Genomic DNA, 17,499 nt, shown 5'->3' with positions numbered 1-17,499 from the left:
TAACCTAACCTACTATCTAGAGACTGATTTTAGGTTAGTTATATTTGTTTCTTCTTGTTCCTTTGCTATGCTTACTAACCGCGCAAACAAAATAAAACTCACCCCGCCCATTAGACCAATTGCACCAGTAATAACAAGAGGCGGAACCCATTCACTTACAATGACAACTACACCTGCAGCACTGACACCTAAGAAAATGGCAACACCATACAGCGACATGTAAGTACTTCTCGCATGATCAGGCACACTATTAGCGAGCAAGGTCTGCTGCATCGGGATATACATCATCTCACCAATTGATGCGAGGAACATAGCAACAATAAGCAGCATGGGAATGGTTGTAAAGCTAAGAACTGTATAACCGGTGAAAAATAGCAAAAGTCCAACCAAAAATGTCACACGTTCCTTCCACTTTTTTATGACTGTGATAACAACGAACGTAAGCGCAACAACAAGTAAAGTATTTTCTGCCTTCAAAAATCCTAGTAGATTCACACCATCTACTTCCATAGGAATGGCGGTAATGATTTGTATTGGATTTGGGAGCTGTTCTTTTAAACGAATACCAATATAATTCGTTAATTGTTCCTCCACAGCTACAATTAATACACTAGCAAGAATAAATATGATAAAAAATTTATGCTTTAATATATTTAAATACTCTTTATACACTTGAATCGTTTGACTACTTTTTTGTCGCTGCACGTTAGGTTGATAGGTTTCTTTAATAAACACCTTTGTCATCAAAATAGAAAGGAAGGACACAAGAGCTGCACTAAGGAGTAATAAGACAAGGTGGGAAAAAAAGAAGAAAGCGCCGACCATACTACCAATAGCAATCCCTAAATTTCGAACCCAATAGGCATAAGTGTAAATGATTTTTCTTTCTTCAGGGGAACTCACATCAATGATTAATGCTTGATAGGCTGGATTGACGACACCTGTGCTAAATTGAATGATCATAAAAAATAGAAAAGTGATGTAAGGATAGGCACCAACGGATGTATTGGCAACTGCAGCACCTATATACCCTATAAATACAAACAGTTCTGCAAGCAATATTACCTTCCTTCTCCCTACTCTGTCTGAAGTAAATCCACCTAATAAGGAGCCTAAAACACTTGCCAACATCACACATAGAAATAGAACACCTGTCACGGCCCTCCCAACTTCTTCAGCAAAATAAATAATGATATAAGGTAAAATCGCCATTGTTGAAATAGATGAAATGAATTGTAACAGTAATCTAATACGGATGGCTGGGTGCAGATTTTTCATACATATTCCTCCTCTTTTTAATGATTGATTAATCAATCATTATTGAAGCGAATGAGAAGACTTCCCTAAACTAAGAAAGTCCTTTATCTGTTACTTTTTCAGTTGGTGCAAAAAGATTTAGTGCAGTGACAGCATATTGTTCCCACACATCACTATAGCGATTATCAGTTGAATTTAAACGAACGCCTATTAAGAGACTCGTATACAATGTAGCAACAATAAGCGGATCTTGTTTCTTAAACACCCCTATTTGCTGCCCGTTTTGTACCAATTGTCCGACCTTCCCACGAAATACATCATGGAACTCATCTAATTCCTTAAACACATCAGCATACCGTTCATGCTGTCCCACAACTTGTACAACCAATTGCAAATAACGATTCATTTCTGCAAATGCTCTAAAATGCTCTCTTAACATCTGTTTTGTTTCCAATAAAGGATCAGCAGACGTCTCATCAAAAAATAAAACGCGCTCCTTCAATTCTGTTAATGGTTCAACAACAACGGTATAAAACAATGCTTCCTTATCTTTAAAATAAGTAAACACACTACCAAAACTAACATTAGCAGCAACAGAAACCTTCTTAATTGTCGTACCCTCATACCCTTCAGTCGCAAATAACCCCATAGCCGCTTCTAAAATCTTCTTTTTCCGGAGCTCCATATTTTGAATTTGTTTTTCCGATAATGGCATTTGAACACCTTCTTAAAATGATTGATTAATCAATCATCAATTATTTTATAATTATATTATACCAATTACCAACTTATGTGAAGTAATTATTCTCCTTTTGAAAATATCCCTTTAAGTAATGGCTCTTTCTGTTTCGATTTCACAGGAGTATAAAAGCGATTTTTAGGAGTATTTTCTAAGTAAGGCAATAAGATATTTACTTTCTCATTACAGTTAGCAGCATCAATTAATTGCTTTTCAATAACCTTCATAGGTTCCTTTATACTTCCATCTTCGCTATAAATGAACCGATCATCGGCAAATTGCTCTGCGGCTTCCGTTTCATTTTCTGTATACGCATGTACAGATGGGCGAGCCCAAAACACATCATTGCGCACAATTCGAGCCGGACTTCCCGCTGCTGACACATTGGATGGTAATGATTTTGTCACAAGTGATTTTGCTCCAAGAATAGAACCAGACCCAATATTAACACCTTTTAATATCATCACATCTTGTCCAATCCAAATATGATCACCTAAATAAACGCTTTTAGTTGGATTGATGCGCTTTTTCGTTGCTGCATCATAAATCAAATGTGGATCTGCTAACCTTACAACCACACCTGTGGAAAACATATTATCATGACCAATGAAAAGATTCTTTTGCTCTGAAAGAATAAATCTAGCACTCCCATTAAAAGAATAATTGCGCCCAATAAAGAAGGCACTATTATTCCATACTGAAACATTAAATGTCGCACGTCGATTGGATTTACCAATAATGACAACTGAATGATTGCCATTAAAATGAATATTCGTATTTTTAAATTTGGCGCCACGTTCAACAATTAATGTATTGCCCTCTCCGACAAACTTCACCTTCGAATGATCAAATGCAATTTCCTCTTCTTTCATCCCTATTAATTGGATTTCATTATTTGAAGTTGGTTTTTTAAATATATCTGTGATGGTTTCCATTATTTACACACCTACTTTTATTAGCATTAAAACGCATTTATTATACAAAAGAATCTATTCATCATACGCATTTTAATCCTAACTTAATGACTTTGTATTTAAGATACTTTAATTTTTACATCACCTGTAATAATCACGTATAAAACGTAACCTAAAATGGTTATTTATCCCTTTATTATGAACAAAAGAACTATATCCATTCTATTAAAGTGCAAAAACCCTTATGGAGTAATCAGACTGATACTTCATAAGGGTGCATAATAGATTATTTGTATGTACCTTTAACGAAAAACAATTTCCACCTTTCCTAGCTTACTGAATTCCGCAGTAAACACATCTCCTTTTTGCGCAACGACTGCTGCGGATAAGGCACCTGATAAAATTACTTCTCCCGCTTTTAAAACAACATCATATTCAAATAACTTATTCGCTAACCATGCTACACATGCAGCTGGATGGCCTAAGACATCTGCACCTGTTCCCTTATTCGATAATTCACCATTTTTATAAAGGCTCATTTCGATTTTATTTAGCTCCAAACCACTAACATTAAATTTCTCATCTCCTAATACATAAAGCCCACAAGATGCATTATCAGCAACAGTGTCTTCTAATTTGATTTCCCAATTGTGAATACGGCTATCTACAATTTCTAATGAAGGAATAATATATTCAGTTGCGGATAAAACTTCCTCGGCTGTCACATGTGGGCCTTTTAAATCCTTATTAAGTACAAATGCAATTTCCCCTTCAACTTTTGGTTCGAAAAGTGAATCGATATCGATTGATCCCTTGTTGGGTATGCTCATACTATCTAATAAGTGACCGTAATCAGGTTGATCGACTCCTAAAAGTTCTTGCATCGCAAAGGATGTTAAACCAATCTTTTTACCAACAACTTTATGACCGTCTTTCACTTTCTGTTCAATTGCTCTTAGTTGGACTTGATATGCATCGTGAATAGTTAGGTTAGGATATTGATTAGTTAGTGGCTTAATCGCTGTTTTCGTTTGTTCAGCATGAAGTAAATGCTCGTATATTTGCTGTATACTAATCGTCTTTTGATTACTCAAATGATTAAACTCCCTTTCTTGTGAATATCAAAAAAACTTTGATAGTACATTTTTACACTTGTACTATCAAAGTCAGGTAAGACAAAACAAACTTACTTCACAGGTATTTTGCTAAAAAAGTCAATAATGACCTTATTGAACGCATCAACCTTTTCCCATTGCGGCCAATGGCCCGCGTCGTTAATAACGATTAATTCACTTCCGGGTATCATCTCTTGAATCGGCATAGCTTCCTCAACAGTTGAAGTTGGGTCATGGTCGGTCCATGCTAATAAGGTTGGCACATCAATCTTTCCACACCAAGAGGGGTCCCAGCTATATTTTTGTCTAAATTCTATTTCTTGTAAGGCGACAATATGATCAACTGCCTTTTGATAGGATGGTTGGGTATAGATGTTGTATCGTGCCTCTATCAGTTCATCCGTCACTTGACTCTTATCATACATTAGCCATTCAAGCCGCGTTTTCACATTTTCATAGTTTGCTTCTAGCACCGCCTTAACGGTAGATTCCTTCAGTTTTTTCATCACTTCAGCTTTGTTATTCACATTTCCAGGCGTATTTAATACTAAAGCTTTAGCAATGCCAGGGTGATGGGCTGCAAACCAGGCTGCAACCCATCCGCCTAGGGATTCACCAGATAAATAGACTTCCCTCAAATCTAAAGCTTGAATCACTCCTAATAGATGATCACTATAGCTATCAATTCCATATGGGTGGTTAGGCTTCTCCGTGTATCCATGCCCAAGCATATCAATACAAATGACGCGGAAGTGCTCACTTAATCCTCTAATATTCCGAGCATAGGCTTCTATATGACCACCTGTACCATGAAGCAAAATAAGTGGTTCACCAGTTCCTGCTTCTAGCACTCTCGTTCTTATTCCATTGGCATCGACATAATAATTTTTAAAAGCTAAATCGGCTAAATCATTCCAAATTGTCATCTGAACATCCTCCTTTATACTTTATGGAACTTAACAACACCCATTCCTGTCACCCACTCAGGGATGGGTTCATAACAGGCAACCTCTGGTTCAAACTCTTGCAAAATTCCAAGCAGCACAAGCCAATTATGTATCTCCTGGCCGCCATTTCCCCCATTTTCTTCTATATAATCTGGAGACCATTGTCTAAGTGCCTGATAATCTTTCTCTCTAATGTTTCGTAAAAATTTACGATCCCACTCTTCATTGACCGGTCCAGATTTCAAGCTTGTCACACGTGTTTTACGCGTGTTTAAATATTCATCCAGCTCTTCAATCTGCTGACGACCATTTGTCAGAACTTTAATTAGCTCTTGATCCTCAGGTTTTTCACTATCAATCTTCGGAATCGGCACCCAATGAGAAATGCCGCCTGATGCCACAATCGCTACTTTTTTATCACTTTCCCATGTTTCAATTGCCTTACGAACCACTTCTCCGACTTGGAAGCACCGATCCATTGTCGGAAGTGGAGGGGCAGCTGTATTCACCGCAATCGGCACAACTGGAATATTTAAATCATCGTTTAAAAAGTGGACTGCTTGCGTATGACCATGATCCACTTTCATTCTCATGGAAAAAGCAAAGTCTACATTATTACCCAATCCTGTATCAAGTACATGCTTCGCTAACTCTTTCTCGACTGGAATTTGATATTCAGGAATTTCCCAATCTCCCCATCCTTCACAGCGATCAACTCCAATCGTGAAGGAGGGCATGTGATCATAAAAGTAACTATTAAAGTGATCATCAGATATAAGCACAATCACATCTGTCCCCATATCCTTAAGCCATTGTTTCATCTCAGTAACGGTATTTAGAAAGCGTTGTCCTTTTTCACCACCGCCAGCTTCATTTGTCATGATCATTGGGCTATGTGACATTGCTACTCCTGCTACTATTTCAGCCATAACTCCCACCTCTTATGTTTTACTGTTCATATCACGGCAGGCACATATCAACCCGCCAATGATTATTCAAAATGTAGATCTCCTAAAATAATGCTTGCCTGCAATGCTAAGAAAAGCTGACTACTTGTTTGGAGATCATTAATATCTGCTTCTAAAATTTTTCCGATTTTTTGTATACGATAACGTAAACCACCTAGTGATAAATTCATGATTTTTGCTGTTTTACACATATTTTGTCCATTTTTAATATAGATGTATAATGTTTTGGTAAGTTCTGATTCTTTCCCGCGATCGTACTCAACTAACTTTGACAACATCTTGTTACAGAAATGTCGGATATCTTCATTTTTGCCTGTACGAAATAATATCCCTACAGCACCCAAATCATCGAAGTACATGATGTCTTTTTGTTGATTATTCACATTCAATGAAATGAGTGCTTCATTGTATAGAATAGGAATATCTTCAAGCGATGTTGCTTTTGAACTTATGCCTATTTTAAAAGGATTTTGAGGATATTTCTCTTTAAGAAAATGAAGTAATTTCCGTATAAATTCATCGACGTTTATAAAATGCTTCGAGAACATATCTATAGGTAACAAAGCGGCAATGTTTTGTGCACCCTCCGATATGAGAATATTCAGATTACGTTCCATAAAATATCTTGAGAAAACTTCAATCAGATTCATTGCACCAATTGGTTCCTTTTCACTCGGATAAAAATCTGCATCCACTTTTAAAACGAGAAATTGATACTCTTTCCCTAAATCTACGCCAATATGTCTTGCCCTTTTGAACAACACGACAGGATTTAGACGATTATGAATCATGTCTTCTAACAGTCCACCTTTAATGTTTAACCTAAGCTCTGTATCTAAAATGGACTCCTTATTGTAGTTACTTACTGACCCAACCAAATGCATTTGTTTCATTTTCAACCAATCGAGTTCAGTAAAAGAAGGCTTAATAAAGGAGCAATATCCTACCACCTTCCCCTTTGAAATCATCGGTGCTATTAATCTCTTATGTTGATTAGATTGCTCCATTTCGACTACTTGCTGATTGTCTATCAGTTCATTCAATTTCGTCTGCATAGCTTTATTCTGATTGTTTTTCACAATGGTCTTTAATTGATTACTATATTGTTTAGCCAGTTCTGCATCTAACCCGACTGAATATAGGTAATTAAATCCTAAATCTTCAAGAATAATAGGATTATTGGTAAGTTGATAACATACATCAGCCAATCGTGCTTCGCCAACACCATTTAGGAAGTGTCCAATGGCTTCATTATTAAAATCTACAGCAGCTTGTAAATGATTTTTTTCTGTTAACACTCTATCTAAGCAATTCAAAAGCATTTGAGGCAATCCTGATTCGAATTCCTTCTCCGTGTAGTTAAAGTTGCCAAAATTTGAAGACATTTGTACAAATGCCTCTAAAGCTTCAGGATAATGAACCTTATTTTGCAATATACTCACCCACTTAAGAAAGTTACTAGTTGAATTAGTTACCCGAAAAATTAGTATTTTACAATTATTCTACTCCTTTTGGAAGTATCTGTCGATTAATGACTAGTGAGCCTAAGCAAAACAGGTAAAACACTATAGTCAAATAACTTAGCTAAGTTGGGGTTTCTATTGCTCTGAGCCCACCAATGATCCGCTTACTCGAACGTTCATTTATAATCCTTCAAAAGCTTTAACCTTTAATTTCTCCAACAGACCCTCACTACCTGTTTTTCTACGAATCCCGCGTATTCCCCAACCCCCATCAAAATTCAATACAGTGCCTGTAGCGGGAATATTGTCATCTCGAGAGGCAAAAAACACATAAGAACCTGCATAATCTTCTCCTTGCAAAATACGGCCGACTGGAGATGCTGCTGCGATATTCTCTTTACCTGCTTCCAAATCTTCGTCCTCATACCATTCCTTATACATGCTTGTGACAGAGCGGCTATCCATTTCTAATGAAGCAGGTCCTCTTAAATCTGTCATGGCACCGCCAATCGCAATTCCATTCACACGAACATAAGGAGCCAACTCAAAGGCCAACTGGCGGATTAACCCAACCACCGCATGTTTTGTGGAAGTGTAAAGCGGTCCTCCACCATTTGTATAAAACCCAGCATTTGAAACAGTAAAGATCATATTCCCTCTAGTTTCAGCCAGTTGTGGAAGACAGGCTTTAGCTGCTAGTAAATATCCCTTCACATTGACATGAAATAATTCATCAAATGCTTGATCTAATTTATCTTCTGGAAGATCGACAAGTGCCATATTGTAATCCCAAATGCCTACATTTGCAATGAGGGTGTCAATTTTGCCAAAATGTTCGCTACACTGATTGACCGCTGACTTCAAATCACTCAGCTGTCGAACATCTCCAACAATGCCCATGACATCATCGCCAAATGTCTGCTCAAGCTCTTTTAGACGATCCACTGACTTATCAAATATTGCTACCTTCGCACCTTCAGACACGAAACGTTCTACAATCGCCCGGCCAACACCGGACGCTCCGCCTGTGATAAAGGCCACTTCATTTGTCAATTTCATCATTGTAGCTCCCCACTCGTGAAAATAAGTCAACCATCCATTACTTTGCTCTTACTTTGTTCTGCTTCAAAGTAACCATCCTCAAATGCCACAAATACATCCTCCCCCTCAACCTTTACCGGATATTTCTTCAAAGGTTTCCAAGGTGGAGCCATCTTTACTGCCCCCGTATGAGCGCAAAACTTCCCCATATGCAGTGAACAAACGATGACATCTCCATCTAAATAACCGCCCTCGGACAGTGACCATTTGGCATGAGAACAGCGATCCTGTGTGGCAAGTACTTTACCATTCACATTAAACACTGCTACAGCCGTATCCCCTTCCACTACTTTTAATCCCTCATCATCTGGTAAATCAGACAAGGTGCAAACCTTTGTATATTTCAATCCATACATCCCCTTTCCTTGTTAATCATGTTTTTAGAAAAGCGCAAGGCGCCCGTAATCGCCGACAAGCATAAGATGAGCCGGCGGAAAGGTTGTTCCTTAACCTTTCCTGCGGATTGGCTTAGGCCATAGAGCCGATGGCGCCTGGAGCTAGATCTGAAAACCCACTAAAAAATTTTATACTTTCTTATATGTCAAAAAAAGACAGATAAGTTATTTGACAAAAGTGTACTCTGATCGATTAAAATCGTGCGGCGGGCTATTTTAAAACCTAATCCTCCCTCTGAACGTCTCAGCACATCCCTGCGCTCTCCTGGAAATATATCTGCCTGATTTTCAGAACGATTACGATACACGATAAAGGATGACACGACTTCATACGTGTTCGGCTCCTCCGTCTCATTAATCATCACATTCGAAATGAGATGCCTTGTGCGCGATACTGGATTCTCTGCCCAGTTCACCCCAGATACTCTTGCCCGAATACGTCCGCGCATCGTTTCATAAGTATCGTCGTAATGCCCACCTTGTCCTATAGCCGTATACTCCTGAGCCATTTCTCTACCTAAACGGTTCATGCGAATCGGCATCCAATAATGAATATCTTTATCCATTAACGCTAACCACGCCTCAAACTCCGAATGGTCTAGTAGCTGTGCTTCCTTGTAATAAAACTGTTCAATTTCATGCTGCAGTTCCAAACTTGGGCTACTGTCTGCCCATTTAAACGGCTTAACCAGCTCTTTTACTTCCATCCTCTTTCACCCTCCTTTGTTTGACTAAACACTACTCACTTAACAGTTGCGGTTGTGGCCGGCTGCGGTCTCAATGTATCCCAACTTGACTCAGACATCATACGGACCCAATGAGAATAAAACCCTCTCGCCACATCTTCTGAAAATACATAGGATGTTTGACCAGGAAATTCCGGATTATTTTTCCCTTGTACATTTAACCCCATTTGCATAGCTAGTGGAGCTGTTTTTGACTTATAGCCACGAAGAGCGTTTTGAATCTCCACCCAGTTCTCTCCATCATCTTGCTCATATACACCACCGGCACTGAATGTGCGGACATTTTGTCTAGCCAGTTCATCCTTAATTTCCTGCGGTGCATCTTTATCAACAATGACAAATGCCCAGACTTCAATTTGATTCGGACCTTTTGGATGCCATGTGCGGACAGTATTCATTCCATAAGGAAGGAATGAACAGTTCGGGAAGATTGTCATATGACTTGCACCCATTCTGTGATAAGGCATTTTAGATTCTAATCGCTCTTTTGCCTTTTCAAATGCCGGACCTTCACTATAATACTTATCTACTAATGGACCGACACGCACCGAACCTCTTGCTGTATCAAGATAGAATCCACAACCATGACCGCCCCATTCAGAAAGAAACTGGTGACCTTTCATATGTGGTTGAAAAACAGACAAATCTTGATCTTCCGGCAACCCTGCTACTACTGCTGCCAAATGAGAAGTGGTAGCCGCATGGTACATATCACCTGCAAATTGCTCTGCCGCAAACTTCCAATTACAAGGAATCACCCACTTTTGCATCGTACCAATAACCTCTGTACCTGCCTCAGAGCGGTCCAGCATCGTATCCATATATGGTGTGGCATCACTTAAATATGTCAACAAATCCGGTGCCTCTGGGTCCCAATTGGCAAATACTAATCCTTTATATATCTCCACACGCGCCTGCAACGGCCCCCAATCTTCTTTCTTAAAATCAGAAGGAAACGCCTCTTCTTCAAATGGCACATTCACTAATTTGCCAGCTGTGTCATATGCCCAACCATGATACGTACAAGTGAACGCCTTCGCATTCCCACAATCAGCCCGGCAAATCCTCATCCCCCGATGTCGACACTGATTATGAAACACCTTAATACTGCCATCCCTCTGACGTACCATCACAACAGGATCTTCTCCCATATAAGTAGTTAAATAATCTCCCTTCTTAGGCACATGACTCTCATGACCAAGAAGCAACCACGAGCGACCAAAAACCCGCTCCAATTCCAACTCATATAACTCCTGATCCGTATAAATACGTGGATCGATTTTCCCCTGCTCTGCATCCACTAGTGAATGAATCGATTCTGATGTCCAATTTCCATTATTAAAACTCATAAACTAGAACCACCCTTTCCATTAAACTCCTAAATGAAATCGCTTTCTTAAACTAAGTTTAAAATCTTTCCCAACGAAAAAATACAACAATAATTGCTTTTTATGACTGTGTTTTCTGAATGTTTTGTATGTAATTTTATACAGAAAATCCCATTTGAAGATATATAACGAAGGATTGATGTAGGATAATAAAGGGTTATTATTAAAAGCACCATTTTTTTATGTATGTGATAAGAGAAGTTCATCTCAAATATTGATGTGGAAGCTTATCGAAATATCAAACATAATCTCGAGGGTAAAAGAAAATCCTAGGAATATCAAAACCATTAAAAAAGGAGCAATATATTGCTTTAAGGAGGGAATAAAATTAAAAAGATTGAAAGACTACAAAATACTCACATATAAACTATTATAAGTACAGTAAATTAAGTTCTACATATTATAAAAACTTTTAATTTGGAATAATATTCAAATATTTATTGACAGATCCATAGTTGGAATAGTTCTATATGTAATTAAATACCAAAAGGGGGGTTTCTATGAAATTAATATTACCTAAATTCTTATTTTTATCCGCTTTAATTCTTTTCCTTTCAACCGTTTCAGAACCACTTCTATCTTACGCCGATACCAACCCATCAAGAAATTTTGAAGATGATTTTTTCTCTAATAAGGGAACGCTTGAAAATATAACATTTGAAGATTTAGATAAGTTAAGTGATAATGAACTTGAAGATTTAGGACTGTATACAGGAGAAGGTTCAGAAGAATTTAATGAAGAGATTTTAAATGATGATTTTGATTTTGAAGCAGCTGTTGATGAATTAGATATATCCAAAATGGACGCGAATGAAAAAGACAAATTCTTAGTACTCGCTAAAGAAACAGCAGCCATTTCTGGAACAGAAGAAGTAGAACTATTAGAAGAGGCACTAATAGGTCTCTTTGATGGAAATTCTGAAACATTTAATGATTTAGAAGCGACTCAAATCCAGTTAGAAGAGAATTATGCAGAAGTATTAGAAGGTGAAGAAATTGCTTTTGTCTCTACAGTGAAAAATGTCCTTTTTGGTGCAGATACTGTTTATGCAGCAAAAAAGAAAAAAGGAAAAGTTGCTGTTGGTATATAAGTTGCAGGGGCAGCCTTTAACTTAGCAATAGCTGGGGTAGTTGGCGGAGGTATATCAGCACTTAAAAATTACATTAAAAAGAAGGGTATGAAGAAAGCTAAAGAAGGGCTTTCTAGAGTTGCTACAGCCCAGGCTAAAAAACTTAAGATTAAATCAATAAGAGGAGTTGCTATTGCAACAGTAATCGGTTCTGCTATTGGATTTGCATTAAACTATGGCGATCCTGGGACAGCAATAGCTAGATTTATCGATGGAAGAGATTGGTATAAAAATAACGGATGGATTGATATAACAAAATGAGATATTTAGGGTATTTAATTTACTTTATTATTGCAACCATAGTATTTTACTATCTAAGTAGATTTGTAGAAAACCAAGACAGTGGTTCAATAGGACTTATTTTAGGTAATTTCCTGCGAGGTATTATTATTGTCGTAACAGGATATTTAGTTGTAATTGGATTACAAAGAAAACAAAAATAAATATTACTACTTCAGAAGCCTCCTAGAGATTAAAAAGGATGCTTCTGTGTTTTAACAAAGACGATTTAATTTAAATTTAAAACTGCCCCCTAAAACCTTATCTTCCACATTAACAAAAGCCCTTCTCAATAGCACCGAATATATTTAATCCTAGTTTACCTGTGGAAATAAATTATACCTTGTAAAATAAAAAGAGGTCTCCAAGCTGTTTGTACAACGCCCGATAACCTCTAATTATTTATTCAATTTTCCCTACTTTAAGTTACTGTAAATTAAAGAAAACCTGTCCGCCTAACATTTCTTCATAGCGAAGTTGCGCATTTTCTCCTGTTTTCACTAAACCAGATATATAACCTTCTTTTTCGTTCCCCACATACATCTCGAAGCTAAAATCCGGTTCCGTTGTTCCATAAACATCCCCACTATAAATATCTCCGCTCTCACTTACCATTTCAAAGTTCATGATCCCATCAATATAGAAGGATAAGTCTTCTGTTTCAGATTCAACAAATTTCACTTTGGTTTCGGCTAATACCCATTCATATCCTTCTGGAGCCGCTTCATTGTACTCATTCATAGATTTTAATTTTTGGTAGGCTTCATCCCCGCGAATAACACCTTTTACTGTTAAATCAAATTTAATTGCGTACGTATTACCTTCATCATCATACAACTCATCATCTACTGTAGCCGTTTTCTGGAAAGGTACAGGATTTGTTCGTGAACCAAGTTTTGATTTTGGCTCTTCTTCTTTCTCTACTTCTTCTGGTTGTGCAGTTTCACCTTGTTGATTCTCTTCGTTCACTTCTGTACCTTTTGTATCCTGCCCACAGGCCGCGAGAAAAACGACCATTATTAATCCTAAAATAAGTAGTCTGAAACTGTTGTTCAAATTTCTTCCTCCTCTTGAATGAAAAACACCCTATTCCATAAAACATAAAAAACGAAACTGACTTAAGGCCAGGGTTCTACTCTGTTCCTTCTTCTGTTTCTCCCATTTCTTCTAAAGCATCAGGATAAATAACTTCATCGAAAACCTCTTCTGTTACTTCATCTTTCACAGATACCGTTACCTTATAATCTTCTGGATTCGCTCCATTAAACATTTGATACATAGAACCTTGTAAACCTAAACCAAATATAGCAAATCCATCCATGCTATTTTCATAAGATTCTTTATCTACCAATAAAGTAAACTCTGTGAATGATTTATTATGAGTAACATCCTTGATTGAGACATAATCTTCGCTACTTTTCATTTCTTCTATTGAATCTGTGATAGATGTTCCCATTTCTGTCATCATTTTTTTATGTTCAGATTTAGGCATTTTATAAGTGAGAGATCCATCTTCATTTTTTGTGACTTCACTTACTCCTTCTTTTTTAGCTTCAGCAATAACTGTGTCTATATCTTCTCCTTCAAAAAAAGAAGCTGGTAGTGTTAATTCCACATTTAAGAGACCTTTATCGACGTTTACTGCTCCTTCTTTTTCTTCTTGCTTTTGATCTGTTGATTTTTCACCTTCTGCTGATTCATTCGAACAGGCAACAAGGAAAATCACCAATAGTACAAGTAAACAGCTTAATTTTTTCATAAATGTTTCCCCCTATCTCTCTCTAATAACTAATGCAATAATGCTTTTCTATTATACTAATATCCACTTTTAGAACATCCATGTATTTATTGGCATTTTTGCACTCAATTTATTATTTTGTACATATTAAGCCGCATATTCAGAAGCCTTTATATTACTTATCGGCATATCATTAATAAAATTTACAGTTTTTACATTATTCTATAAAAACAACTCTTATGATAAAGACACTCACTCATCTTTTTAGGTATATGTATTGCTCAATTCATGTCGAGATTATTTTTTTGCACTTTAACCAATTGGACGATTATAAAAAAAATCCGATTTCACCTTACCGGATTGCTGAAGAAAAATGTTGGAGTAAAAAGAAGAACTTGTTCTGATGCTACAAAAATGCTTAATAAACTTAGGAGGATTATTGAGGCTATAAGAAATACTGACAAGTTGATCAACAAGAAATGAAAAAGAGCCTCCTAAAAGTCCAGTGAACCTTTGAAGAGCCTTAATCCTTATTGTTAGCATGCAATCGTATCATACTTACGAAACCTTATTTATCAAGTTTGAGGGCAGATTAAATCATTTCACCTGTGCGTTATCGTTTAATAAAATATTATATTTCACTGCATTTGATTTTTAATACAATTTAAACTTTATATTTACTTCCTTTGATATGTTAAAAGTAGTAAAAAATGGTCATTTATTTAAATCTCGCTTCCAACCTCCGTTCATACCTTAAACAGTACAACATTTTAAGTACAGTCTATTCTACTTTTACCTAACGAGAATGATATGAAAACTTTGTACCTATATCGTGATATTAGCACAAACAGATTATCTTTTTGATTATATCTTATAGTATTAACCTATATAGTAAGGGGTGATCTCAATATTATCTAAAAAAAGGAGATGTCACCAGCAAAATAAAAGATATAAACCATGTCAAAAAACATGTTGTCAACCAATTATAATCAAAGGAACGACCGGCGCTACTGGGCCAACTGGTGTAACTGGTTCTACCGGACTTGGCATTACTGGTCCTACCGGAGTTACTGGCGTTACTGGTATCACTGGGGCTACTGGATTTGGCATTACGGGCGTTACCGGCATTACTGGATCTACTGGACTTGGCATTACGGGCGCTACTGGCGTTACGGGATCTACTGGTATCACTGGGGCTACTGGACTTGGCATTACGGGCGCTACCGGAGTCACAGGAACTACTGGTATCACTGGGGCTACTGGACTTGGCATTACGGGCGCTACCGGAGTCACGGGAATTACTGGTATCACTGGGGCTACTGGACTTGGCATTACGGGCGCTACCGGAGTTACTGGCACTACTGGTTTAGGGGCTACTGGTACCACTGGAGCCACTGGCCCTGAAGGACCACCAGGACCAATTGATCCTGGGCTAGTTTTTCAATTTGTATATGAAGCGCTTAGACAGACAATCGCATACGGTACATTATATGGTACTTCACCATTGTCTCTATCAAATATTGATCAACTAGTTACTTTTGATACAACACGAGCTCAGTATAATACTGGTAGTAGTACTGATACGATATTCGCTAATGTGTTTGGTGCTTATGAAGCAACAGCAAATGTAGTCTCGCAAGGAACCGGATCAGCAACTTTACAATTATCTGTTAACGGTAGTATTGTACCAGGCTCCACAATAGTCTTAGGTCCAGACAGTCCAACAGGAAGTACTACAATACAAATTGAGCCGTTAGACAATATATCTTTGGTTGTTACTGAGTTAACAGGTGATATTAGTATAACTGATCGCAACTTGAACATTGTTCGCCTTGGTCCTCCTTTCTTTTAATATAGTTGACTTAGATAATAATAAATTAAGACCACCTTTTTAAAAGTGGTCTTAATTACTTTTAATAACTTGCTTAGGACAAATAACTAACTTGTACTACCAATCAGTTAATGTGGAGTGTTTTTTCAAGACATAATAAAGCACTTAAACCCTTTTTTCCAATGTTAAGTGCTTCAATCAATTATTTCAATACTTTTCACTTCTGTTTCATCAAAATTGATGTAGTTACCTTTTAAATCTCCTTGGATAGGAACAATCGTTAATTCTTCCACGTTCTTTTCACTATCTCCAGGAGAAGTCCAATGGTCAACAATACCTATCAAGATACTATCATCATCAAAAATAACTTTAACTTTTACCTTTGAATCTAATAAAGGGATATTCGCAAACATATTACCCACCCTTCTATATTGGTGTTTTATGGTGTGTTTTTATAAAATTCGCCTGTCTTTCTCCTAAAATTAAAGGAAAGCATGCAATTATTTTTTTGATACTTTCTTCATATCCATTTCTTCTTTTCGTTTTAGTACATCTTGTTTTAGAAACAATCGATCTCTCTCCAGTTCTTTAATTGGAACCAACTTTCCATTATCAACGATTCTTTTAATATTTTGTCTTGAACAATCAAGAATTTCTGCTGCTTCGATGGTGCTAATTACTTCTTTATTTAAGAAATCTTTTAACTCTTCAACAGACTTAATACTAATCATTTGTTCACCTCTTATTGTTCTTCGAAGTAAGAACTAATGTATATAGAGAAATACCTAGAGCAACTAATGAAATAATCAACGCGGTGGTTAACATGTTTTGTTCCTCCGTCCAATAATATTTTTAGCATTTGTGTTTTTACTTATTTATTTTATATTTGAGGTAGGAGCTCAAGGAGTCGGATACTACTCCTTAGGAGTGGTATTTAACCTCTCTATTCTCATTATATTTCACCTCAATCGAAATATCGGTCAAAAATAAGAATTTTAAAATTAATAAAAGGTATTAATTACTTGTATTTATATAAATACACTAAAAGGTTTCTTTTATAAAATAGAGGGAGCAGCTTGTTTAAATCCCTCACGTGTCCTGCCTTACATTTTCCATTTCGTATCGTTGTTTTCCTCATACTGTCCAATTTTAATGTCTCTTTTCGCTTCTAACAATCCCTTTATAAATAGGGATAGTAGTTGCTTGACTTTTAGTCATAGCAGATTCGTCACATACTGAGCCATCAATTCCTCCCCGACTTCCTTCAGAGAGTCTCTCAGCATCTTAATCGAGTTATCAATCAATGGTAATTCTTTAATATCGATTCTATATGTTTGCTTATATGTTTGCTGGTAGCTGTTGGATGCCAAGGATTCCTGGCTTTTTTATTGCTTACTACGACATTTGCGACAAATACATCAATGTTCAAAGACTATTGTTTCTTTTACTGGAATTACGGCAAAGTAAACGTTACAACTCGTCACCTTC

18 protein-coding genes are annotated in these 17,499 nt (G+C 37.0%); 3 read left to right on the top strand and 15 right to left on the bottom strand.

What is annotated here, in order from left to right; all coding sequences use genetic code 11:
- Positions 1–12 precede the first annotated feature (12 nt).
- The 11 genes from MKY26_RS20040 to MKY26_RS19990 all read right to left on the bottom strand — a co-directional run bounded on the left by MKY26_RS20040 (position 13) and on the right by MKY26_RS19990 (position 10,994).
- Positions 13–1,278: an MFS transporter gene (locus MKY26_RS20040; protein WP_341098430.1), complete on the bottom strand. Its 1,266-nt coding sequence runs from the start codon at positions 1,276–1,278 to the stop codon at positions 13–15.
- Between the two features lie 70 nt (positions 1,279–1,348).
- Positions 1,349–1,972: a TetR/AcrR family transcriptional regulator gene (locus MKY26_RS20035; protein ID WP_307318773.1), complete on the bottom strand. Its 624-nt coding sequence runs from the start codon at positions 1,970–1,972 to the stop codon at positions 1,349–1,351.
- Positions 1,973–2,058: 86 nt separating this feature from the next.
- On the bottom strand, positions 2,059–2,931 hold the full coding sequence (locus MKY26_RS20030) for an acyltransferase (RefSeq protein WP_307318775.1): 873 nt from the start codon (positions 2,929–2,931) through the stop codon (positions 2,059–2,061).
- A 281-nt stretch (positions 2,932–3,212) separates the two neighbouring features.
- Positions 3,213–4,004 carry a 2-keto-4-pentenoate hydratase gene (locus MKY26_RS20025; RefSeq protein ID WP_328199872.1) on the bottom strand — a complete coding sequence of 264 codons (792 nt, stop codon included), beginning with the start codon at positions 4,002–4,004 and terminating at the stop codon, positions 3,213–3,215.
- 92 nt (positions 4,005–4,096) lie between these two features.
- Complete coding sequence (locus MKY26_RS20020; RefSeq protein ID WP_095370773.1) at positions 4,097–4,951, bottom strand: alpha/beta fold hydrolase; 855 nt, start codon at positions 4,949–4,951, stop codon at positions 4,097–4,099.
- Between the two features lie 14 nt (positions 4,952–4,965).
- A complete protein-coding gene (locus tag MKY26_RS20015; protein WP_095370774.1) occupies positions 4,966–5,901 on the bottom strand; it encodes a DODA-type extradiol aromatic ring-opening family dioxygenase in 936 nt (311 codons plus the stop codon).
- Between the two features lie 62 nt (positions 5,902–5,963).
- Positions 5,964–7,373 carry a PucR family transcriptional regulator gene (locus MKY26_RS20010; protein ID WP_340977639.1) on the bottom strand — a complete coding sequence of 470 codons (1,410 nt, stop codon included), beginning with the start codon at positions 7,371–7,373 and terminating at the stop codon, positions 5,964–5,966.
- Positions 7,374–7,583: 210 nt separating this feature from the next.
- Positions 7,584–8,465 (bottom strand): 3-(cis-5,6-dihydroxycyclohexa-1,3-dien-1-yl)propanoate dehydrogenase, encoded by an 882-nt coding sequence (hcaB, locus tag MKY26_RS20005; RefSeq protein ID WP_218971976.1) that lies wholly within the window; start codon positions 8,463–8,465, stop codon positions 7,584–7,586.
- A gap of 26 nt (positions 8,466–8,491) precedes the next feature.
- Positions 8,492–8,851, bottom strand: coding sequence for a non-heme iron oxygenase ferredoxin subunit (locus tag MKY26_RS20000; RefSeq protein ID WP_095370776.1), 360 nt, complete (start codon positions 8,849–8,851; stop codon positions 8,492–8,494).
- A 194-nt stretch (positions 8,852–9,045) separates the two neighbouring features.
- Complete coding sequence (locus tag MKY26_RS19995) at positions 9,046–9,606, bottom strand: aromatic-ring-hydroxylating dioxygenase subunit beta (RefSeq protein WP_095370777.1); 561 nt, start codon at positions 9,604–9,606, stop codon at positions 9,046–9,048.
- Positions 9,607–9,641: 35 nt separating this feature from the next.
- Positions 9,642–10,994 carry an aromatic ring-hydroxylating dioxygenase subunit alpha gene (locus MKY26_RS19990; RefSeq protein ID WP_289432755.1) on the bottom strand — a complete coding sequence of 451 codons (1,353 nt, stop codon included), beginning with the start codon at positions 10,992–10,994 and terminating at the stop codon, positions 9,642–9,644.
- A gap of 539 nt (positions 10,995–11,533) precedes the next feature.
- Here MKY26_RS19990 and MKY26_RS19985 point away from each other — a divergent pair.
- Together MKY26_RS19985 and MKY26_RS19980 are read left to right on the top strand one after the other, a co-directional pair.
- The gene (locus MKY26_RS19985) at positions 11,534–12,124 is read left to right on the top strand and encodes a hypothetical protein (protein WP_341098429.1); all 591 of its coding nucleotides are present in this window, start codon (positions 11,534–11,536) and stop codon (positions 12,122–12,124) included.
- A gap of 87 nt (positions 12,125–12,211) precedes the next feature.
- A complete protein-coding gene (locus tag MKY26_RS19980) occupies positions 12,212–12,424 on the top strand; it encodes a hypothetical protein (RefSeq protein ID WP_341098428.1) in 213 nt (70 codons plus the stop codon).
- A gap of 444 nt (positions 12,425–12,868) precedes the next feature.
- Here MKY26_RS19980 and MKY26_RS19975 read toward each other — a convergent pair whose 3' ends face one another.
- Positions 12,869–13,498: a hypothetical protein gene (locus MKY26_RS19975; protein WP_341049637.1), complete on the bottom strand. Its 630-nt coding sequence runs from the start codon at positions 13,496–13,498 to the stop codon at positions 12,869–12,871.
- Between the two features lie 76 nt (positions 13,499–13,574).
- The gene (locus MKY26_RS19970; protein ID WP_322910517.1) at positions 13,575–14,201 is read right to left on the bottom strand and encodes a hypothetical protein; all 627 of its coding nucleotides are present in this window, start codon (positions 14,199–14,201) and stop codon (positions 13,575–13,577) included.
- A gap of 877 nt (positions 14,202–15,078) precedes the next feature.
- Between MKY26_RS19970 and MKY26_RS19965 the strand changes: the two genes are divergently transcribed.
- Positions 15,079–16,032: a hypothetical protein gene (locus MKY26_RS19965; RefSeq protein ID WP_341098427.1), complete on the top strand. Its 954-nt coding sequence runs from the start codon at positions 15,079–15,081 to the stop codon at positions 16,030–16,032.
- A 173-nt stretch (positions 16,033–16,205) separates the two neighbouring features.
- Here MKY26_RS19965 and MKY26_RS19960 read toward each other — a convergent pair whose 3' ends face one another.
- Together MKY26_RS19960 and MKY26_RS19955 are read right to left on the bottom strand one after the other, a co-directional pair.
- Complete coding sequence (locus tag MKY26_RS19960) at positions 16,206–16,424, bottom strand: hypothetical protein (protein WP_341049633.1); 219 nt, start codon at positions 16,422–16,424, stop codon at positions 16,206–16,208.
- 87 nt (positions 16,425–16,511) lie between these two features.
- The gene (locus MKY26_RS19955; protein ID WP_341049631.1) at positions 16,512–16,742 is read right to left on the bottom strand and encodes a helix-turn-helix domain-containing protein; all 231 of its coding nucleotides are present in this window, start codon (positions 16,740–16,742) and stop codon (positions 16,512–16,514) included.
- Positions 16,743–17,499 lie beyond the last annotated feature (757 nt).

Origin of the sequence: Cytobacillus sp. FSL R7-0680 (assembly GCF_038009245.1) — a bacterium.
In the GTDB taxonomy this organism is placed as follows: Bacteria; Bacillota; Bacilli; order Bacillales; family Cytobacillaceae; genus Cytobacillus; species Cytobacillus kochii.
The sequence above is the reverse complement of the archived record's forward strand: the minus strand, read 5'-3'. Positions and strand labels throughout refer to the sequence as shown.